Annotated in this window: 14 protein-coding genes and 1 pseudogene; 5 read left to right on the top strand and 10 right to left on the bottom strand. The window is 61.4% G+C overall.

Features of this window, described 5'->3' with window-relative positions; translation table 11 throughout:
• Positions 1 to 91: 91 nt before the first annotated feature.
• Positions 92 to 1,555, bottom strand: coding sequence for a glyceraldehyde-3-phosphate dehydrogenase (locus tag LOY35_RS09460; RefSeq protein ID WP_041020650.1), 1,464 nt, complete (start codon positions 1,553 to 1,555; stop codon positions 92 to 94).
• A 168-nt stretch (positions 1,556 to 1,723) separates the two neighbouring features.
• Here LOY35_RS09460 and mfd point away from each other — a divergent pair, with 168 nt between their 5' ends.
• The 3 genes and pseudogenes from mfd to LOY35_RS09445 all read left to right on the top strand — a co-directional run bounded on the left by mfd (position 1,724) and on the right by LOY35_RS09445 (position 8,453).
• Positions 1,724 to 5,173, top strand: a complete 3,450-nt coding sequence (gene mfd / locus LOY35_RS09455; RefSeq protein WP_258632061.1) for a transcription-repair coupling factor — start codon at positions 1,724 to 1,726, stop codon at positions 5,171 to 5,173.
• Between the two features lie 10 nt (positions 5,174 to 5,183).
• The gene (locus LOY35_RS09450) at positions 5,184 to 5,750 is read left to right on the top strand and encodes a peptidoglycan binding protein CsiV (protein ID WP_258632060.1); all 567 of its coding nucleotides are present in this window, start codon (positions 5,184 to 5,186) and stop codon (positions 5,748 to 5,750) included.
• Between the two features lie 11 nt (positions 5,751 to 5,761).
• Positions 5,762 to 8,453, top strand: a pseudogene (locus tag LOY35_RS09445) (SNF2-related protein).
• A gap of 187 nt (positions 8,454 to 8,640) precedes the next feature.
• On the opposite strand, the gene LOY35_RS09440 reads toward LOY35_RS09445, so the two are convergent.
• The 3 genes from LOY35_RS09440 to LOY35_RS09430 all read right to left on the bottom strand — a co-directional run bounded on the left by LOY35_RS09440 (position 8,641) and on the right by LOY35_RS09430 (position 11,273).
• Positions 8,641 to 9,375: an S-methyl-5'-thioinosine phosphorylase gene (locus LOY35_RS09440; RefSeq protein WP_258632059.1), complete on the bottom strand. Its 735-nt coding sequence runs from the start codon at positions 9,373 to 9,375 to the stop codon at positions 8,641 to 8,643.
• Positions 9,376 to 9,387: 12 nt separating this feature from the next.
• Positions 9,388 to 10,386, bottom strand: coding sequence for a beta-N-acetylhexosaminidase (gene nagZ, locus LOY35_RS09435; RefSeq protein ID WP_258633538.1), 999 nt, complete (start codon positions 10,384 to 10,386; stop codon positions 9,388 to 9,390).
• Between the two features lie 179 nt (positions 10,387 to 10,565).
• The gene (locus LOY35_RS09430) at positions 10,566 to 11,273 is read right to left on the bottom strand and encodes a TetR/AcrR family transcriptional regulator (protein ID WP_041022016.1); all 708 of its coding nucleotides are present in this window, start codon (positions 11,271 to 11,273) and stop codon (positions 10,566 to 10,568) included.
• A 240-nt stretch (positions 11,274 to 11,513) separates the two neighbouring features.
• On the opposite strand from LOY35_RS09430, the gene lexA reads away from it, so the two are divergent.
• Positions 11,514 to 12,122, top strand: a complete 609-nt coding sequence (lexA, locus tag LOY35_RS09425; RefSeq protein ID WP_024777918.1) for a transcriptional repressor LexA — start codon at positions 11,514 to 11,516, stop codon at positions 12,120 to 12,122.
• A 10-nt stretch (positions 12,123 to 12,132) separates the two neighbouring features.
• Positions 12,133 to 12,606 (top strand): SOS-induced cell division inhibitor SulA, encoded by a 474-nt coding sequence (gene sulA / locus LOY35_RS09420; protein WP_047703816.1) that lies wholly within the window; start codon positions 12,133 to 12,135, stop codon positions 12,604 to 12,606.
• 73 nt (positions 12,607 to 12,679) lie between these two features.
• On the opposite strand, the gene LOY35_RS09415 is transcribed toward sulA, so the two are convergent.
• From LOY35_RS09415 to fadB, 6 genes are all read right to left on the bottom strand, one after another.
• Positions 12,680 to 12,919 carry a hypothetical protein gene (locus tag LOY35_RS09415; RefSeq protein ID WP_258632058.1) on the bottom strand — a complete coding sequence of 80 codons (240 nt, stop codon included), beginning with the start codon at positions 12,917 to 12,919 and terminating at the stop codon, positions 12,680 to 12,682.
• Between the two features lie 106 nt (positions 12,920 to 13,025).
• On the bottom strand, positions 13,026 to 13,550 hold the full coding sequence (locus LOY35_RS09410; RefSeq protein WP_258632057.1) for a DUF6586 family protein: 525 nt from the start codon (positions 13,548 to 13,550) through the stop codon (positions 13,026 to 13,028).
• 241 nt (positions 13,551 to 13,791) lie between these two features.
• A complete protein-coding gene (gene topA, locus LOY35_RS09405; protein WP_041020100.1) occupies positions 13,792 to 16,404 on the bottom strand; it encodes a type I DNA topoisomerase in 2,613 nt (870 codons plus the stop codon).
• Between the two features lie 115 nt (positions 16,405 to 16,519).
• The gene (locus tag LOY35_RS09400; protein ID WP_041020099.1) at positions 16,520 to 16,756 is read right to left on the bottom strand and encodes a DUF1653 domain-containing protein; all 237 of its coding nucleotides are present in this window, start codon (positions 16,754 to 16,756) and stop codon (positions 16,520 to 16,522) included.
• A 107-nt stretch (positions 16,757 to 16,863) separates the two neighbouring features.
• Entirely contained in the window at positions 16,864 to 18,039 is a 1,176-nt protein-coding gene (gene fadA / locus LOY35_RS09395; protein ID WP_186636541.1) for an acetyl-CoA C-acyltransferase FadA, read from the bottom strand.
• A gap of 30 nt (positions 18,040 to 18,069) precedes the next feature.
• The gene (fadB, locus tag LOY35_RS09390; RefSeq protein WP_258632056.1) at positions 18,070 to 20,217 is read right to left on the bottom strand and encodes a fatty acid oxidation complex subunit alpha FadB; all 2,148 of its coding nucleotides are present in this window, start codon (positions 20,215 to 20,217) and stop codon (positions 18,070 to 18,072) included.
• Between the last annotated feature and the right edge of the window lie 77 nt (positions 20,218 to 20,294).

Here is a 20,294-nt window from a genome sequence, read left to right as displayed (position 1 = left end):
ATCCGACGAAGAGGCCAGTTCAGGCACCCTAAAAACAACAGACAAAAAAACGCCCCGACAAGTCGGGGCGTTTTTTATGGGCGGTTAGCGCTTAGCGTGGGAACGCTGGCGGGTTCACACCGGCCATGTCTTCCATCACGCGGACCACCTGGCAGCTGTAACCGAACTCGTTGTCGTACCAGACGTACAGAACAACGCGGTTGTCTTGGCTGATGGTTGCTTCAGCATCCACGACACCGGCGTGGCGCGAGCCCACGAAGTCGGTGGACACCACTTCCTGGGAATTGACGAAGTCGATCTGCTTATGCAGATCGGAGTGCAGCGCCATGTAGCGCAGGTACTCGTTCATCTCTTCACGGGTGGCGGCTTTCTCAAGGTTCAGGTTGAGAATGGCCATCGACACGTTAGGCGTCGGCACACGAATCGCATTGCCGGTCAGCTTGCCGGCCAGTTCAGGCAGGGCCTTGGCGGCGGCGGTGGCGGCACCGGTCTCGGTGATGACCATGTTCAGCGCGGCGCTGCGGCCACGACGATCGCCTTTGTGGAAGTTGTCGATCAGGTTCTGGTCGTTGGTGTACGAGTGAACTGTTTCGACGTGACCGTTGACGATGCCGAACTTGTCGTTCACTGCCTTGAGCACCGGCACGATGGCGTTGGTGGTGCAAGAGGCGGCGGAGACGATCTTGTCGTCCGCGGTGATGTCGCCGTGGTTGATGCCATGAACGATGTTCTTCAGCTTGCCCTTGCCAGGCGCGGTCAGGACAACGCGATCGACACCCGGGCAGGCCAGGTGCTGGCCCAGACCGTCGGCGTCACGCCATACACCGGTGTTGTCCACCAGCAGCGCATCCTTGATCCCGTACTGGGTGTAGTCCACCTCGGTCGGGTTCTTCGCGTAGATCACCTGGATCAGGTTGCCGTTGGCGGTGATGGTGTTGTTTTCTTCGTCGATGGTGATGGTGCCGTTGAACGAACCATGGACCGAGTCACGGCGCAGCAGGCTGGCACGCTTGGTCAGGTCGTTCTCGGCGCCCTTGCGCACCACGATGGCCCGCAGACGCAGGCCGTCGCCACCACCGGTTTTCTCGATCAGGATGCGCGCCAGCAGACGGCCGATACGACCGAAGCCGTACAGGACCACGTCAGTGCCTTTGCGAGCCGAAACGTTCTGCTGGCCAACCACATCAGCCATCTCTTCACGCACGAACTGCTCGGCGCTACGGCCATTGCCTTCGTTGCGGAATTTGAACGCCAACTTGCCCAGGTCCACCGAAGCCGCGCCGAGCTTGAGCTCGCTCATGGCTTTGAGCAGAGGGAATGTTTCGTGGACGGAGAGTTCGCTGTCGTCGGAAGAACGGTGGCGAGCAAAGCGGTGCGCCTTGAGAATCGCGATGACAGACTGGTTGATCAGGCTGCGGCCATAGATCGAGCTCACCACGTTGTTATTGCGGTAGAGCTGACCGATGAGAGGGATCATCGCTTCGGCGAGTGCTTCACGATCAATCCATTCACCAAGACACTGGTCGGGCTTCTGAGTCACGGGAACCTTCCACATGTAGGGGCTGAAAAAGGGGCTACATTATGCCGCCGAGTCCACGCCGGAGCAATGCGCGCCTGTCGCGCCGTGGTTTTCCCCTCTGCCCGGGTAGTCTGCGACTGACAGCCGCCCCTTTACCCCGCTACAATTGTCGACTTTGTCGCAACGCTTGGAGCTCAACCTTCCGTGCCCGTTCTGCGTCTTCCGCTTCTCCCTGCCACGGCAGGTAAACAGCACTGGGGCAACCTGCCCGGTGCCGCCCTGAGCCTGGCCATTGCCGAGGCCGCCAGCGCTGCCAAGCGCTTCACCCTGCTGTTGACCGCCGACAGCCAGAGCGCCGAGCGGCTCGAGCAGGAGCTGGGTTTCTTCGCCCCGGATCTGCCGGTTCTGCATTTTCCGGACTGGGAAACCCTGCCCTACGACCTGTTCTCGCCGCACCAGGACATCATTTCCCAGCGAATCGCCAGCCTTTATCGGTTGCCGGAGCTCAGTCATGGCGTTTTGGTAGTGCCCATCACCACGGCCCTACATCGCCTGGCCCCGACCCGGTTCCTGCTCGGCAGCAGCCTGGTGCTGGATATCGGCCAGAAGCTGGATGTGGAGCAGATGCGCACCCGACTGGAGGCCAGCGGCTACCGTTGCGTCGACACCGTGTACGAACACGGCGAGTTCGCGGTACGTGGCGCCTTGATCGACCTGTTCCCGATGGGCAGCAAGCTGCCTTATCGCATCGACCTGTTCGATGACGAAATCGAGACCCTGCGTACCTTCGATCCGGAAAACCAGCGCTCCATCGACAAGGTCCAGTCGGTGCGCCTGTTGCCCGCCAAGGAATTCCCGCTGCAGAAGGATGCGGTGACCCGCTTCAAGGCGCGCTTTCGCGAGCGCTTCGACGTGGACTTCCGTCGCTGCCCGATCTTCCAGGACCTGAGCAGCGGGATCACCCCCGCCGGCATCGAGTATTACCTGCCGCTGTTCTTCGACGAGACCTCCACCCTATTCGACTACCTGCCCCAGGACACTCAGGTGTTCTCGTTGCCCGGCATCGAACAGGCTGCGGAAAACTTCTGGAACGACGTGCGCAATCGCTACGAAGAACGTCGCGTCGACCCGTCCCGTCCTTTATTGCCGCCCGCCGAGTTGTTCCTGCCGGTGGAAGACTGCTTTGCCCGGCTCAAGAACTGGCCGCGCGTGGTGGCAAGCCAGCAAGATGTGGAGACCGGCGTCGGCCGTGAGCGCTTTCCCGCCAAGGCCCTGCCGGACCTGGCGATCGAAGCCAAGGCCACCCAGCCATTGGCGGCGCTGGCCGGTTTTCTCGACGAGTTTCCCGGTCGCGTGCTGTTTACCGCCGAATCCGCCGGGCGGCGCGAAGTGCTGCTGGAATTGCTCGATCGCCTGAAGCTGCGGCCGAAAACGGTCGACAGCTGGCCGGATTTCGTCGCGAGCAAGGATCGCCTGGCAATCACCATCGCGCCGCTGGACGAAGGCTTGGTACTCGACGATCCGGCGCTGGCGCTGGTGGCCGAAAGCCCGTTGTTCGGCCAGCGCGTCATGCAGCGCCGACGCCGTGAGAAACGCGCCGACGCGGCCAACGACGCCGTTATCAAGAACCTCACCGAGCTGCGCGAAGGCGCGCCGGTGGTGCACATCGACCACGGCGTGGGCCGCTACCTGGGCCTGGCGACACTGGAAATCGACAACCAAGCGGCCGAATTCCTCACCCTGGAATACGCCGAAGGCGCCAAGCTCTACGTGCCGGTGGCGAACCTGCACCTGATCGCACGCTACACCGGCAGCGACGATGCCCTGGCCCCGCTGCATCGCCTGGGCTCGGAAACCTGGCAGAAGGCCAAGCGCAAGGCCGCCGAGCAGGTGCGCGACGTGGCTGCCGAACTGCTGGACATCTACGCCCGCCGCGCCGCGCGCGAGGGTTATGCCTTCGCCGACCCGAAAGCCGACTACGAAACCTTCAGCGCCGGTTTCCCGTTCGAGGAAACCGTCGACCAGCAGACCACCATCGAAGCCGTGCGCGCCGACATGCTCGCGCCCAAACCGATGGACCGGCTGGTGTGCGGCGATGTCGGCTTCGGCAAGACCGAAGTGGCGATGCGCGCCGCGTTCATCGCCGTGCACAGCGGCAAGCAGGTCGCCATCCTGGTGCCAACCACCCTGCTCGCCCAACAGCACTACAACAGCTTCCGCGACCGCTTCGCCGATTGGCCGGTCAGCGTGGAAGTCATGAGCCGCTTCAAGTCCACCAAGGAAGTGAACGCAGCCGTCGCCGATCTGGCCGAGGGCAAGATCGACATCGTCATCGGCACGCACAAGCTGCTGCAGGACGATGTGAAGATCAAGAACCTCGGGCTGGTGATCATCGACGAAGAACACCGCTTTGGTGTCCGCCAGAAAGAACAGCTCAAGGCCCTGCGCAGCGAAGTCGACATCCTGACCCTGACCGCCACGCCGATTCCGCGCACGCTGAACATGGCGGTGTCGGGCATGCGCGACCTGTCGATCATCGCCACGCCGCCGGCTCGTCGCCTGTCGGTGCGCACTTTCGTCATGGAGCAGAACAAGAGCACGGTCAAGGAAGCCCTGCTGCGCGAGCTGCTGCGCGGCGGCCAGGTCTATTATCTGCACAACGACGTGAAGACCATCGAGAAGTGCGCCGCCGACCTGGCCGAGCTGGTGCCGGAAGCACGGATCGGCATCGGCCACGGGCAGATGCGCGAACGTGAACTCGAACAGGTGATGAGCGACTTCTACCACAAGCGCTTCAACGTGCTGATCGCCTCGACCATCATCGAGACCGGCATCGACGTGCCGAGCGCCAACACCATCATCATCGAGCGGGCCGACAAGTTCGGCCTGGCCCAGTTGCACCAGTTGCGCGGCCGGGTCGGGCGCAGTCACCACCAGGCCTATGCCTACCTGCTGACGCCGCCGCGCCAGCAGATCACTCCCGACGCGGAAAAACGCCTGGAGGCCATCGCCAATACCCAGGACCTGGGGGCCGGTTTCGTGCTCGCCACCAACGACCTGGAAATCCGCGGTGCCGGTGAACTGCTGGGGGACGGACAGAGCGGCCAGATCCAGGCCGTCGGCTTCACGCTGTACATGGAAATGCTGGAGCGGGCGGTCAAGTCGATCCGCAAGGGCGAACAGCCGAACCTCGACCAGCCCCTGGGCGGCGGGCCGGAAATCAACCTGCGGGTGCCGGCGCTGATCCCGGAGGATTACCTGCCGGATGTCCATGCGCGACTGATTCTCTACAAGCGCATTGCCTCGGCCACCAACGAGGAAGAACTCAAGGACCTGCAAGTGGAGATGATCGACCGCTTCGGCCTGCTGCCGGAACCGACCAAGAACCTGGTGCGCACGACGCTGCTCAAGCTCCAGGCCGAACAACTGGGCATCAAGAAAGTCGATGGCGGCCCCAATGGCGGTCGGATCGAGTTCGAGGCCCAGACCCCGGTCGATCCGCTGGTACTGATCAAGCTGATCCAGGGCCAGCCCAAGCGCTACAAGTTCGAAGGCGCCACGATGTTCAAGTTCATGGTGCCCATGGAGCGCCCGGAAGAACGTTTCAATACCGTAGAAGCGCTGTTCGAGCGCCTCACCCCGACCACTGCTTGAAGGACGCCCCATGCGCCTGTTTCGCTCACTGACCTTGTTGCTGACCCTGGTCGCTCCCATGGCGTTTGCCGATGATCTGTATCAGGTTGAAATGATTCTGCTGCGCCAGAACGCCGAACCGGTGATTATGAGCCGCGCCGCGCCGGAAGACTGGGACGCCGGCGCGCAACGCCTGCCCATCGACAGCCAGCGCACCCCGGCGCTGGGGCACATCGTGGAGAAACTCAACGCCAGCGGCCAATACACGGTATTGATGCACAAGGCGTGGCAGCAGACCCTCGGGGATCAGGGCACCAAGGTCGCCATCAGCGACGGCGCCGAACAGTTCGGTCAATTTCCCATCGAAGGCACCCTGGAGCTGAAACTGGGACGCTTCACCGACGTGGATGCCGACTTCTGGATCAACCGGATCGATGCCAATGGCCTGGTCACCGCAAGTGAACGCCTGAAGCAGAACAGCCACACCAAGAACGGCCAGCTCAACTACCTGGACAATGGCCAGCTGGCCTTGCTGATCAAGATCACCTCGCTGACCGCGCCCGCTCCTCGGCAGGCACCTGACGTCATTCCGGACTGATCGGCGCGCCTATGCCCTCGCCCCTGAGCAAACCCCTGGCACCTTCCTGGGTCAATCGATTCAAGGAGCAGAGCCTGGAGCGCGGGCGCCGCTACGCGCTGGAGAACCGTGTCAGGATCGTCGAGGCCGGAGAAAGTACCATCACCGCCAGTTGCGAAGGCTCTGGCGGCAGTGTTTATCGTCAAACCATTCGCCTTAAAGAGTCAGCCAAAGGCACGCTGATCCTGCTCGAAGCCGCGTGCTCCTGTCCGGTGCGCATCAACTGCAAGCACTGCGCGGCGGTGTTGCTGCAGGTCCAGGAAACCCTGGCCTATCCGGCTGCCGAGAAAGACGCCCAGTTGCTGGAGAAACTCCAGGCGGTGCTGGACAGTCGCAGCCCCAAGGCCCCGCCGCAAGTGCTGGTGGACAACGTCCAACCGATGCCCCGCCTGTGGCTGGCGAGCATCGAATTCAGCGCCTTCGAGCCGCGTAACGGCAAGATGCAGCGCTACATCCAACACCGCGCCGCCCTGTCCTTCAGCTACCTGGACGAGTACGTCAGCGGCCAACGCAACACTGATGTGCTGATTCGCCAGGAAACCCAAACGCTGCGGATAAAACGCCACACCGATGTGGAACAGTCCTACCGCGAGCAGCTACGAATCCTCGGCTTCAAGATCGCGACCCGACAAAGCAAGGCCCTGCCGGAAAGTGCCGGCGAACTGTACGAGATGGTCAACGACAGCGCCTGGCTGACGTTCACCCTCAATGATCTGCCAAAACTGCGCAGCCAGGGCTGGGAGCTGCAGATCGACGAGGACTTCGGCTTCGATCTGACCGCCGTGGATGACTGGTACGCCACTGTCGAGGAAACGCCGGAGCGGGACTGGTTCGACCTGGAATTGGGGATCATCGTCAACGGCGAGCGACTGAGCCTGTTACCGATCCTGCTGAACCTGATGCGCTCGCACATCGAACTGTTCAACCCGGAGCGGCTGGCCAGGCGCCGCGATGACGAACTCATCCTGGTCAACTTGCCGAACCGTCCGAATTCGGAGTTCGGCCCGCAACAAGTGGCCCTGCCCTACGGCCGGCTGAAGCCGGTACTGGCCACCCTGGGCGAGTTCTACCTGAACGAACCCGGCACCACCAAGCTGCGCCTGAACAGCGCGGACGCCTTGCGCCTCAATCCGCTGCAAGACATGCCTCTGCGCTGGGAAGGCGGCGAACACATTCGCGGCCTGGCCCAACGCCTGCGAGACATCAAGGACTACACAACCACCGTACCGGAGGGCCTGAACGCGACGCTACGGCCTTATCAACTCGAAGGCTTGAGCTGGATGCAGTCGCTGCGGCAACTGGAAGTCGGCGGCATCCTCGCGGACGACATGGGCCTGGGCAAGACTCTGCAGACCCTGGCGCACATTCTCAGCGAAAAAAAACGCCGGTCGCCTCGACCGTCCCTGCATGGTGGTGATGCCCACCAGCCTGATTCCCAACTGGCTCGACGAGGCGGCTCACTTCACACCACAACTGAAGGTGCTGGCCCTGTATGGTGCCGGACGCAAGAAGCACTTCGAACGGCTGGCCGATTACGACCTGGTGCTCACCACCTACGCCTTGCTGCCCAAGGACATTGAACGCCTGAAAGCGCAGCCACTGCACGTGCTGATCCTCGACGAAGCCCAATACATCAAGAACCCCACCAGCAAGGCCGCCCAGGCCTCTCGTGAGCTCGACGCCCGGCAGCGGCTGTGCTTGTCCGGTACCCCCCTGGAAAATCACCTCGGCGAGCTGTGGTCACTGTTTCACTTCCTGCTGCCCGGATGGCTCGGTGACGTGAAGAGCTTCAATCGCGACTACCGCGTGCCCATCGAAAAGCGCGGCAGCGACGTCAGGCTGCAACACCTCAATGGCCGGGTAAAACCCTTCCTGTTGCGCAGGACCAAGGAGCAGGTGGCGACGGAGTTGCCACCCAAGACCGAGATCGTCCACTGGGTCGAACTCAGCGATGCCCAGCGGGACGTCTACGAAACCATGCGCCTGGCCATGGACAAGAAGGTACGCGACGAAATCACCCGCAAGGGCGTCGCCCGCAGCCAGATCATCATTCTCGAAGCGCTGCTCAAGCTGCGCCAGGTGTGCTGCGACCTGCGACTGATCAGCGACGCCCCGCCCGCTCGAGGCAGCACCTCGGGCAAGCTCGACAGCCTGATGGACATGTTGGAGGAGTTGTTTGAAGAAGGTCGGCGGGTGCTGCTGTTTTCCCAGTTCACGTCCATGTTGGCACTCATTGAAGACGAGCTGAAAAAACGCGGCGTGGACTACGCCATCCTGACCGGCCAGACCCGGGACCGACGTACACCCGTCAAGGACTTCCAGAGCGGCAAGCGCCAGATTTTCCTGATCAGCCTCAAGGCGGGTGGCGTGGGCCTGAACCTGACCGAAGCCGACACGGTGATCCACTACGACCCGTGGTGGAACCCCGCGACGGAAAACCAGGCGACTGACCGGGCTTATCGCATCGGCCAGGAGAAGCCGGTATTCGTCTACAAGCTGATCGCCCGGGGCACCGTGGAAGAAAAAATCCAGCTGCTGCAAAAGGAAAAATCCGACCTCGCCGCCGGCGTGCTCGACGGCCGCGTAGCCGGCGACTGGAAACTGCAGAGCGACGATATCGAGGCACTCTTTGCGCCGTTGCCGGATAAGCTGGAGAAGCGCTGAGACCCGTTGGTGGCGGCCCGATACCTATGGAAGCCGAGCTTGCTCGCGATAGCGGTGTCCCAGGCCACTGCGATGTTGAATGGTCTGGCGCCATCGCGAGCAGGCTCGCTCCCACTGGTTTCGCGTCGTGCAAACATGGCGGGTACACCGCAGTTCCAGTGTGGGAGCGAGCCTGCTCGCGATAGCGTTACATCAACACCCGCGCGAGGGTCGACTTCACCTTCCCCATCCCGTCATGCAGCGCCTGCTCGATCTCCGCCATGGTGATCACTGCCGTGGACTTGCCCGCCGCCGGGTTCACCACCAGGGCCAGGCAGGCATAGTCCAGCTCCAGTTCGCGGGCCAGGGCCGCTTCCGGCATGCCGGTCATGCCGACGATGTCGCAACCGTCGCGTTCCAGGCGGGCGATTTCGGCCACGGTTTCCAGGCGTGGCCCCTGGGTGCAGGCGTATACACCATGGCTGCTGTAGCCACAGCCTTCGGCGGCCAGGGCGGCGATCAACTTCTGGCGCAGCGACTCGCTGTAGGGGTAACTGAAATCGATGTGGGTGACCGCTTCCAGATCGTCGGCGAAATAAGTGTGCTGGCGACCGCTGGTGTAGTCGATCAGTTGATGAGGTACGCAGAAGTGCCCGGTGCCCATCGCCGCATGGATCCCGCCCACGGCATTGACCGCCAGGATTGCCTCGGCGCCGGCCTGCTTCAGCGCCCAGAGATTGGCGCGATAGTTGACCTGATGGGGCGGTAACCGGTGGGGGTGGCCATGGCGGGCCAGGAACAACACTTCGCGTCCGGCGTAGTCGCCGATCTGGACCTCGGCCGACGGTGCACCATACGGCGTATCCACCGCCAGGGACCGGCGAATGGTCAGGCCTTCGAGCTGGGTCAGGCCAGTGCCGCCGATAATTGCGTAAACGGTCATGACAAAACGTCCTTAATCAATCAATTGGGCGGCTTTTAGCGCGCCGATTGCCGTCAACCAGCGGGGATCCTGGCGGTATTCAGTGGTGGCGAAGGCCTGGCCGCGCATGCGTGCAATCCGCGCCGACGGCTTGACCTTCAGGCGCTGGGCAGCGCTCAAGGCCAGCTCCGCGGCGGCGCGGTCGTTGCACACCAGGCCCATGTCGCAACCGGCCGACAACGCGGCCTCGATGCGACTGGCCGCATCGCCGACCACATGGGCGCCAGCCATCGACAGGTCATCGCTGAAAATCACGCCGTCGAATTGCAGTTCGCCACGCAGGATGTCCTGCAGCCAGCGCCGGGAAAAACCTGCCGGGTTGGCATCGACCTGGGGATAGATCACGTGGGCCGGCATCACCGCGGCCAGTTGCTTGCTCAATCGGGCAAAGGGCACCAGGTCATTGGCGCGAATCTGCGCGAGGCTGCGTTCGTCGTTGGGAATCGCCACGTGGGAGTCGGCCTCGGCCCAGCCATGGCCGGGGAAATGCTTGCCGGTCGCCGCCATGCCGGCCGCTCGCATGCCGCGAATGAATGCACCAACCAACAACGCGACACGCTCCGGATCGCCTTCGAAGGCACGACTGCCGACCACCGCACTGCGCTGATAATCGAGGTCCAGCACCGGGGCAAAGCTCAGGTCGAGACCCACCGCCAGCACTTCGGTCGCCATGATCCAGCCGCACTGCTCGGCCAGGTATTCGGCATTCGGGTTGTCGGCAATCGCCCGCATCGCCGGCAACCGCACAAACCCCTGGCGCAGACGCTGAACGCGACCGCCTTCCTGATCGACCGCCAGCAACAGGTCAGGACGAACGGCACGGATCGACGCGCTCAGTTCCCGCACCTGACGTGGATGCTCGATATTGCGAGCAAAAATGATCAACCCACCCACTTCCGGCTGACGCAACAGGTGGCGATCTTCGGCCGTCAGCCAGGTACCGGCGACGTCCACCATCAACGAGCCTTGCAGGCCAGCAGTCATAGCATTTCCTTAGTAACGATGAACCCACACGGCAGCACAGGCACGACCGCGCCACCGGGCACCAGGCCCGGCAGGTCGCGGTCGTGCAATGACATTTGAAACGGATTCGAAACGAGAGTCGGCATGGGCGGCTAGCTTAGCGGATGTGGGCAGCCGCGCCCACCCGTTCACGCCTTGGCGAGGGCCGGCGTGGATTTGTTGCGCGGACGCAACTGGGCGGCCGCCATGGCGTCATCGGTAACGCCGCTTTCGGCGCGCATGCCGGCCGCCAGGAAGGGCACCATCAGGCGCATCACTTGTTCGATGGAAGTATTCACACCAAAGTCGGTTTCGGCGATCGCCCTCAGGGCCTTGATGCCGGACATGCTGAACGCCGCGGCGCCAAGCATGAAGTGCACGCGCCAGAACAGCTCGATCGGCGGGATCCGGGGTGCAGCTTCGTTGACCAGGAGCATATAGCGGCGGAACACCTTGCCGTACATGTCCTCCAGGTAACGCCGCAGGTGACCCTGGCTCTGGCTGAATGCCAGGCCCAACAGGCGCATGAAGATGGACAGGTCGTTGCCACTGCGCGGTTGCACGGCGAGCGCCTGCTCGACCAGCATCTCCAGCAGCTCTTCCAGGGTAGGCTTGACGTCGGGCTTGGCCTGGCGACGCTCCAGTTCACGGTCGAGGCTGAGACAGAAAGGCCCGAGGAATCGCGAAAACACCGCCTGGATCAGCGCCTTCTTCGAACCGAAGTGATAGTTCACTGCCGCCAGGTTGACCCCGGCCTTGCTGGTGATCAGGCGCAACGAGGTTTCGGCGAAACCTTTTTCCGCGAACAGCTGTTCCGCAGCATCGAGAATGCGTTCAACGGTTTCCGACTGGGCCATGGTTACTCCGCCTGACAAACACTTGTTTGAAACATACGTTTCGACCTTGGGGTTGTCAAGCCTGGCGGGACGTTTTGCGAACGCCCGGTCAGCTATTTAACCACACCTTTGCCAGGCTGTAGCCCCAGCGGCTTCAACCACTCGACCGACCATCCAGCGGCCCGCGAAAAAAGGAGGATTGCCAAGTGCCGCTCACTGTATATAATCCCAGTCACTGTATAAAAAGACAGAGCGATCAATATGCTAAAGCTGACGCCACGCCAAGCAGAGATTCTGGCCTTCATCAAGCGCTGCCTCGAGGACAACGGCTATCCGCCGACCCGCGCGGAAATCGCTCAGGAACTGGGCTTCAAGTCGCCAAACGCGGCTGAAGAGCACCTCAAGGCACTTGCCCGCAAGGGCGCGATTGAAATGACCCCGGGCGCATCTCGCGGCATTCGCATTCCCGGCTTCGAAGCCAAGGCCGACGAAACCACCCTGCCGATCATCGGTCGCGTAGCGGCGGGCGCTCCGATCCTCGCCCAGCAGCATGTCGAGGAATCCTGCAACATCAACCCTGCCTTCTTCCATCCGCGCGCCGATTATCTTCTTCGCGTACACGGCATGAGCATGAAGGACATCGGCATCTTCGACGGCGACCTGCTGGCGGTGCACACCACTCGCGAAGCCCGCAACGGCCAGATCGTGGTGGCACGTATCGGTGACGAAGTCACCGTCAAGCGCTTCAAGCGCGATGGCAGCAAGGTCTGGCTGATTGCCGAGAACCCTGAATTCGCACCCATCGAAGTGGACCTGCAAGAACAGGATCTGGTCATCGAAGGCTTGAGCGTCGGCGTCATCCGCCGCTAAAGGAGGCTTTATGCAGTTCCCTCACACACCACAGCACACGCAACTTCCGTTGTTCGAGGCTTTCATGGCCCAGCCGCTGGTTCCAGTCCTGAAAGATGTGATTGAAGCGCCTTGGGGCGTCGAGCCCGAGGCCTTCAGTGAACTGTCACTGCGTGGTGCAGCCGGGAACTGCCTGAATCTGCTGGCACCGATCCTGCGGGAACTGAGCCAGGACCAGGAAGCCCGCTGGTTGACGCTGATCGCACCGCCGGCCAGTGTCACACAGGCCTGGTTACGGGACGCGGGTCTTAATCGCGAGCGAATCCTGCTGCTGCAACCACGGGGCACCCAGAGCGCTCAACAGCTGACTTGCGAAGCCTTGCGCCTGGGTCGCAGCCATACGGTGGTCAGCTGGCTCAACCCGTTGAGTTCAACGGCACGCCAACAATTGATCAGCGCCGCTCGCACCGGGGACGCACAAAGCCTGAACATTCGGTTGGGCTAAGACAAACACAGGGGCTTCTCCAGGACAGGGAAGCCAGGCAGCAGCACTACTTATGGGAAACCGACAAACGGGATCAATGCAGAACCCGCGGCCCCTCTTCTTCCTTGCTGTTGAATTCGCCTTCAACCAGGCGCCCTGCCATCTGGACACCCACACTCAGCATCGCCTTGGCGACTTCGACGTGTTGGCCTTGCAGGAACGCCTTGGCATCTTCGGAGAAGCTCAGAGTCACCAGGGAACCCTCGTCCTCAGCCCTGCGCAGCTCGATACGGCCATCAGGAAGTTCGACAATTTCTAGAAAGGACGTTGGCATAAAAGTCTGTTCTCCACGAAAGGCGAGGATTATATAGTCATCGGCCAGGCTTCGCTCGGGATCTTGACCAAGCGTTATCAATAAGGGGCTTGGGCTGAAAGAAAATTCAGCACTCGTTCAACCCTTCACGGAAGCGTAACGCCAGGCTCTTGAGGTTCTGACGCCAGCTCTCCAGCTCTTCCCGACTGAGCTCCTGCTCGGGCTCTTCTTCATCCAGATTGACCGCCACGATCAACGGCTGGGTCACGTCACCCTTGGGCTTACGAGGGGCCCGTGGCGGCTGGAACAGCGCCGCATAGGCTGCCAGCAACTTGGCCAGCCAGGTTTCCGGGTTCTGAGCCAGCTCGATCATTTCAGCCAGTTCCGGGATGGCAATCTCCTGCAGCACTTCCCGGGTCAGCAGCAGTTCGGCCCGCGGGGCGCTCGCCAGGGGCAGTCGATAGAAACCGGCTATTTCATGGCACAAACCCAGTAACGCACCGTACAGGTGAAACAGGGCCGACTCGCGTCCAGCCTGGAGCAGCGCCGGGGAGTTCATCGCGCGCCCATCCTCGGTCCTGGCGAGCGCTTCGAGCGACAGGCCGGCGAAGTAGATTTTCTGGTTGGTGCGGGTATAGAGCTCGTGGGCCATGACGGCATTCTCCCAACGACATGAAAGCTTCACGCAAGGGCAACAGTGTCGTGGATCAACCAAGACCACTGCAAGCCAAAACAATCACTCAACGATCAAGCGGAACCTCTGTGGGAGCGAGCCTGCTCGCGATAGCAGCGTCACGGTCAGCATTGATGCTGCTGACCAACCGCTATCGCGAGCAGGCTCGCTCCCACAGTTTTTATCTGACTGATCTGGGGAGGCACCTTGCCTCCATCCATCAGCGCTTGTCTTCCACCGTCCATTTACCGCCGTCGTAGTACGCCTTCCAGCCCGTAGGCTTGCCGTCGACCTCGGTCTGCACGTACTGCTCCTTGGTCTTGCGGCTGTAGCGAATCACCGCCGGGCGTCCGTCCGGATCCTTCTGCGGTGCTTCGCAGAGGAAATGGTACTTAGGATCGATCTCGTCCTTGTGCGGCAAGAGCTCCATTACCAAGGGTGCGCGGGTCTCGCGGTTTTTCGGGAACTGGCTGGCCGCCAGGAACAGGCCGGACGCACCGTCGCGCAGGATGTAGGTGTCGTTGACCTTCTCGCACTTGAGCTCCGGCATCTTCACCGGGTCCATCTTCGGCGGCGCGGCGTCACCGCTCCTGAGCAGCTTGCGGGTGTTCTTGCAGGTCGGGTTGGTACAGCCGAAGAACTTGCCGAAACGGCCGGTCTTGAGTTGCATCTCGCTGCCACACTTGTCGCATTCCAGGCTCGGCCCTTCATAGCCCTTGATGCGATAGGTGCCCTCTTCGATTTCATAGCCCGCGCAATCCGGGTTGTTACCGCAGATGTGCAGTTTGCGCTTTTCGTCCAGCAGGTAGGCATCCATCGCCGTGCTGCAAATCGGGCAGCGATGCTTGCCGCGCAGTACCAGGGATTCGGACTCACCCTCGTCATCCGCGGCGATTTCATCGCCGGGCACCAGGTTGACCGTCGCCTTGCAGCGTTCCTTGGGCGGCAGGCTGTAGCCCGAGCACCCCAGGAAGACCCCGGTGGACGCCGTACGGATCTGCATCGGCCGACCGCAGGTCAGGCACGGAATGTCGGTCATCACCGGCTGGTTGGCCCGCATGCCGCTGTCAGGGCTTTCAGCCACTTCGAGTTTTTTCTTGAAGTCGCCGTAGAACTCGTCGAGAACGTTCTTCCAGTCCCGCTCACCTTGGGCCACATCGTCGAGATGCTCTTCCATGCCGGCGGTGAAGCCGTAGTCCATCAGGTTCGAGAAGCTTTCGGACAACCGCTCGGTAACGATGTCGCCCATCTTTTCCGAATAGAACCGACGGTTGTGCAGCGCCACGTAGCCGCGATCCTGGATCGTCGAAATGATCGCCGCGTAGGTCGAAGGACGACCGATACCGCGTTTTTCCATTTCCTTGACCAGGCTGGCTTCCGAGTAACGGGCCGGCGGCTTGGTGAAATGCTGGGTCGGATCGAGCTTGATCAGCTTCATCACGTCGCCCTGGGCCATGTCCGGCAAGACGTCGTCGTCCCCAGGCTTGGTAATCTGCGGCATGACGCGGGTATAACCGTCGAACTTCAGGATGCGGCCCTTGGCGCGCAGCTCGAAATCTCCGGCACCGACGCTGACGGTGGTAGACAGGTACTGCGCCGGCAGCATCTGGCAAGCCAGGAACTGGCGCCAGATCAGCTCGTAGAGACGCTCGGCATCACGCTCCATGCCCGACAACTTGCTTGGCTCGGTGTTGGCATCGGAAGGACGAATCGCTTCGTGAGCCTCTTGGGCGCCTTCCTTGCTGCTGTAGACGTTCGGCGTGTCCGGCAGGTACTTCTTGCCGAACTCGCTTTCTATATAAGTACGCGCCATCGCCACGGCATCAGCCGAGAGGTTGGTCGAGTCGGTACGCATATAGGTGATGTAGCCGGCTTCATAAAGACGCTGGGCCATCATCATGGTTTTCTTCACACCGAAGCCCAGGCGGTTGCTCGCGGCCTGTTGCAGTGTGGACGTGATGAACGGTGCCGATGGCTTGCTGCTGGTCGGCTTGTCTTCACGCTTGACGATGCTGTAGGTGGATGCCTTGAGCTTCTCCAGGGCAGCCATGGCCTGGGCTTCGTTCAGCGGCTTGAAGGCTTCGCCTTTTTCCCGGGCCACTTCGAAGCGCACGTTGGCGCCTTTGGCTGTGCCAAGGTCCGCATGGACTTCCCAGTATTCTTCAGGGATGAACGCGCGGATCTCCCGCTCGCGTTCCACCACCAGCTTCACCGCCACCGACTGCACCCGCCCAGCCGACAGGCCACGGGCGATCTTGGCCCACAGCAATGGCGAAACCATGTAGCCCACGACGCGGTCGAGGAAGCGACGCGCCTGCTGAGCATTGACCCGGTCTATGTCCAGCTCACCCGGCTCGGAGAACGCTTCCTGGATGGCTTTCTTGGTGATTTCGTTAAACACCACGCGCTTGTAGCGGCTGTCATCACCACCGATGGCTTCGCGCAGGTGCCAGGCAATGGCTTCCCCTTCGCGGTCCAAGTCCGTCGCGAGATAGATGGTGTCGGCATCCTTGGCGAGCCGGCGCAGCTCCTCGATGACCTTTTCCTTGCCCGGAAGGATCTCGTACTTGGCTTTCCAGCCGTGTTCCGGATCGACCCCCATGCGTGAGACCAGTTGCTTGCGCGCCTTTTCCTTTGGCGACAGCGCCGGCGCTTCACCAGCAGCCGCCTTGCCGCGCTTGGCGGCTGGCTCCTTGCTGGCGCTAGCCGAACCGCTGGTGGGCAGGTCTCGGATATGGCCGATACTCGACTTCACCACGTATTGGTTGCCCAGATACTTGTTGATGGTCTTGGCCTTAGCCGGGGATTCCACAATGACCAGCGATTTGCCCATGGATCAGAAAATTCCTGAATTCTAAAAAGTGAAAGGCGGTTGGCGCCTGACGCGGCACCGCTATATATAGTGGCTGCAAGGTGAGGTCAAGCGCAGGGTTGCCCGCAAGTTGGCCTCAAGGCTTGGGAAAAATGCTCTCTTCGGCCTGCACCAAAGCAAAGCGCGGCACTTGTTCGCCGTCAACCTCGACGGACTCCTGGAACATGCTCAAGGGACGCACCCAAAAGCCGTAATCGCCATACAGGGCTTGATAGAAGACCACTTCTTCCTCAGTCTCGGAATGCCGCGCAATGCTGAATACGCGGTACTGCGGACCTTTGTAATGCTGGTAGAGCCCAGGTTGTATCGGCATGCTTCGGCCCTCGCTGAAATCTTTTCAAAATAAAAACAAATTTTTTTACTAAACCCGCAAAAACAAAAAACCGGGGCACTTGGCCCCGGCTTCCATCGACGCAACGCTTAGACGCGTTCGAAGACAGTGGCGATGCCCTGACCGAGGCCAATGCACATGGTGGACACGCCAAAAGTGCCGCCGTTCTGTTTCATGACGTTCAGCAACGTGCCGGAGATACGCGCACCGGAGCAACCGAACGGATGACCCAGGGCGATCGCGCCGCCGTGCAGGTTAACCTTCTCGTTCATCTTGTCGAGCACTTTCAGATCTTTCAGCACGGGCAGTGCCTGCGCGGCGAACGCTTCGTTGAGCTCGAAGAAGTCGATATCGGCAATGCTCAGGCCGGCACGCTTCAAGGCTTTCTGCGTAGCCGGTACTGGACCATAGCCCATGATCGCCGGGTCCACACCCGCCACGGCCATCGAACGGATCACCGCCATCGGCTGGATGCCCAGGTCCTGGGCGCGCTGGGCCGACATCACGATCATGCACGAAGCACCGTCAGTGATCTGCGACGAGGTACCGGCCGTCACGGTGCCGCCCTTGGGGTTGAAGGCAGGCTTGAGGGCCGCCAGGCTTTCGAGGGTGGTTTCCGGACGAATGGTTTCGTCGTAGTCGAACAGTTTCAGGAAACCGTTCTCGTCGTAACCCTGCATCGGGATGATCTCGTCCTTGAATTTGCCTTCCACGGTCGCCTTGTGGGCGAGTTGATGGGAACGCACGCCGAAGGCGTCCTGCTGTTCGCGGGTGATGCCGTGCATCTTGCCAAGCATCTCCGCAGTCAGACCCATCATGCCCGAGGCTTTTGCCGCGTACAGCGACATGTGCGGGTTCGGATCGACGCCGTGCATCATGCTCACGTGGCCCATGTGCTCGACACCGCCGACGACGAACACATCACCGTTACCGGTCATGATCGCCTGGGCAGCGGTGTGCAGCGCGCTCATGGACGAACCGCACAGGCGGCTGACGGTCTGACCCGCCGCGGTGTGAGGGATCTGTGTCATCAGCGACGCCATGCGGGCGATGTTCCAGCCCTGCTCCAGGGTCTGGTTCACACAGCCCCAGATCACGTCCTCGACTTCGTTCGGGTCGACCTTGACGTTGCGTTCCAGCAGTTTGCTGATCAGGTGCGCCGACATGTCCTCGGCGCGGGTGTTGCGGTGCATGCCGCCCTTGGAGCGGCCCATCGGCGTACGACCGAAGTCGACAATCACGACGTCTCTAGGATTCAAGCTCATAAATGTTCTCTCGCTCTAGTCGTTGGGCGCTTAACCGAAGAAGCTCTGGCCGTTCTTGGCCATTTCACGCAGCTTCGCGGTGGGGTGGTACAGCGCGCCCAGATCAGCGTACTGGTCAGCCAGGGCAACGAACTCGGCCACACCGATCGAATCGATGTAGCGCAGCGCACCGCCACGGAATGGAGGGAAACCGATACCGTAGACCAGACCCATGTCGGCTTCGGCGGCAGTTTCGACAATGCCGTCTTCCAGGCAACGCACGGTTTCGAGGCACAGTGGGATCATCATCCAGTTGATGATGTCCTCGTCGGTGACTTCGCGCTGCTCGTAGACGATCGGCTTGAGCACTTCCAGCACCGACGGATCGGCCACTTTCTTCTGCTTGCCGCGCTTGTCGGTCTCGTAGGCGTAGAAGCCCTTGCCGTTCTTCTGTCCCAGGCGCTTGGCTTCGTAGAGCACGTCGACGGCCGAACGACGGTCGTCCTTCATGCGGTCCGGGAAGCCTTCAGCCATGACGTCGCGACCGTGGTGGCCGGTGTCGATACCGACCACGTCCATCAGGTACGCCGGGCCCATCGGCCAGCCGAATTTCTCCATGATCTTGTCGATGCGCACGAAGTCCACGCCGGCGCTGACCAGCTTGGCGAAACCGCCGAAGTACGGGAACAGCACGCGGTTGACCAGGAAGCCCGGGCAGTCATTGACGACGATCGGGTTCTTGCCCATTTTCTTGGCGTAGGCCACGGTGGTGGCAACGGCCAGTTCGCTGGACTTCTCGCCACGGATCACTTCCACCAGCGGCATCATGTGCACCGGGTTGAAGAAGTGCATGCCGACGAAGTTTTCCGGACGCTTGAGGGCCTTGGCCAGCAGCGAGATGGAAATGGTCGAGGTGTTCGAGGCGAGGATCGTGTCCTCCTTGACCTTGTCTTCGACTTCAGCCAATACCGCTTGCTTGACCTTCGGGTTCTCGACGACCGCTTCGACCACCAGGTCGACATGGCCGAAATCACCGTAGGACAGGGTCGGACGAATGCCGTTGAGCACTTCGGCCATCTTCGCCGCGGTCATGCGACCTTTGTCGACGCGGCCCACCAGCAGCTTGGCGGCTTCGGCCAGGCCCTGTTCGATGCCGTGTTCGTTGATGTCCTTCATCAGGATCGGCGTGCCCTTGGACGCCGACTGATAGGCGATACCGCCCCCCATGATGCCTGCGCCCAACACGGCGGCCTGCTTCACGTCACGGGCGATTTCATCGTAGGCCTTGGCCTTTTTCTTCAGTTCCTGGTCATTGAGGAACAGACCGATCAGGCTTTGGGCCGCCGAAGTCTTGGCCAGTTTGACGAAACCGGCGGCTTCGACTTCCAGGGCCTTGTCGCGACCGAAGTTCGCGGCTTTCTGGATGGTCTTGATCGCTTCGACCGGCGCCGGGTAGTTCGGGCCCGCTTGGCCGGCCACAAAACCCTTGGCGGTTTCGAAAGCCATCATCTGCTCGATGGCGTTGAGCTTGAGCTTCTCCAGCTTCGGCTGACGCTTGGCCTTGTAGTCGAACTCGCCACTGATAGCGCGCTTGATCAATTCAAGGGCCGCTTCCTGGAGCTTGCCAGCTTCGACCACGGCATCCACGGCGCCGACCTTCAGCGCGTCTTCGGCACGGTTTTCCTTGCCGGCGGCAATCCATTCGATGGCGTTGTCGGCACCGATCAGGCGCGGCAGGCGCACGGTACCGCCGAAGCCCGGGTAGATGCCCAGCTTGACTTCCGGCAGGCCGATCTTGGCGGCGGAAGCCATGACGCGATAGTCCGCTGCCAGGCACATTTCCAGGCCGCCACCCAGGGCGATGCCGTTGATGGCCGCGACGGTCGGTACGTTGAGATCTTCGAAGTCACTGAAAATACGGTTGGCTTCGAGGTTGCCAGCGATCAGTTCGGCATCGGGCAGCTTGAAGTTGTCGACGAATTCGGTGATGTCGGCACCGACGATGAAAACGTCCTTGCCGCTGCTGACGATCACACCCTTGATCGAAGCGTCTGCCTTGATAGTGTCCACGGCCTGACGCAATTCATTCAGGGTTAGACGGTTGAACTTGTTGACGGACTCACCCTTGAGATCGAACTTCAGTTCGACGATGCCACTTTCAAGAGCCTTAACCGTGATGGCTTTACCTTCGTAAATCATCAACTGATCTCCACGATATGGAAGCTGAACAGTACACGTTGAACGCTGACCGCTGGTTCGGCATTGACGTTACCGTC

It is taken from the genome of Pseudomonas sp. B21-028 (assembly GCF_024749045.1).
Classification (GTDB): Bacteria; Pseudomonadota; Gammaproteobacteria; order Pseudomonadales; family Pseudomonadaceae; genus Aquipseudomonas.
Note: the sequence above shows the minus strand (reverse complement) of the source record. Positions and strands in the feature narration are given on the sequence as shown.

What these genes read in the sequence shown, in the direction of transcription:
- LOY35_RS09460 (WP_041020650.1), bottom strand. Translation starts at nt 1,555, where the DNA reads ATGTGGAAGGTTCCCGTGACTCAGAAGCCCGACCAGTGTCTTGGTGAA.
- LOY35_RS09450 (WP_258632060.1), top strand. Translation starts at nt 5,184, where the DNA reads ATGCGCCTGTTTCGCTCACTGACCTTGTTGCTGACCCTGGTCGCTCCC.
- LOY35_RS09440 (WP_258632059.1), bottom strand. Translation starts at nt 9,375, where the DNA reads ATGACCGTTTACGCAATTATCGGCGGCACTGGCCTGACCCAGCTCGAA.
- LOY35_RS09430 (WP_041022016.1), bottom strand. Translation starts at nt 11,273, where the DNA reads ATGGCCCAGTCGGAAACCGTTGAACGCATTCTCGATGCTGCGGAACAG.
- lexA (WP_024777918.1), top strand. Translation starts at nt 11,514, where the DNA reads ATGCTAAAGCTGACGCCACGCCAAGCAGAGATTCTGGCCTTCATCAAG.
- sulA (WP_047703816.1), top strand. Translation starts at nt 12,133, where the DNA reads ATGCAGTTCCCTCACACACCACAGCACACGCAACTTCCGTTGTTCGAG.
- LOY35_RS09415 (WP_258632058.1), bottom strand. Translation starts at nt 12,919, where the DNA reads ATGCCAACGTCCTTTCTAGAAATTGTCGAACTTCCTGATGGCCGTATC.
- LOY35_RS09410 (WP_258632057.1), bottom strand. Translation starts at nt 13,550, where the DNA reads ATGGCCCACGAGCTCTATACCCGCACCAACCAGAAAATCTACTTCGCC.
- topA (WP_041020100.1), bottom strand. Translation starts at nt 16,404, where the DNA reads ATGGGCAAATCGCTGGTCATTGTGGAATCCCCGGCTAAGGCCAAGACC.
- LOY35_RS09400 (WP_041020099.1), bottom strand. Translation starts at nt 16,756, where the DNA reads ATGCCGATACAACCTGGGCTCTACCAGCATTACAAAGGTCCGCAGTAC.
- fadA (WP_186636541.1), bottom strand. Translation starts at nt 18,039, where the DNA reads ATGAGCTTGAATCCTAGAGACGTCGTGATTGTCGACTTCGGTCGTACG.
- fadB (WP_258632056.1), bottom strand. Translation starts at nt 20,217, where the DNA reads ATGATTTACGAAGGTAAAGCCATCACGGTTAAGGCTCTTGAAAGTGGC.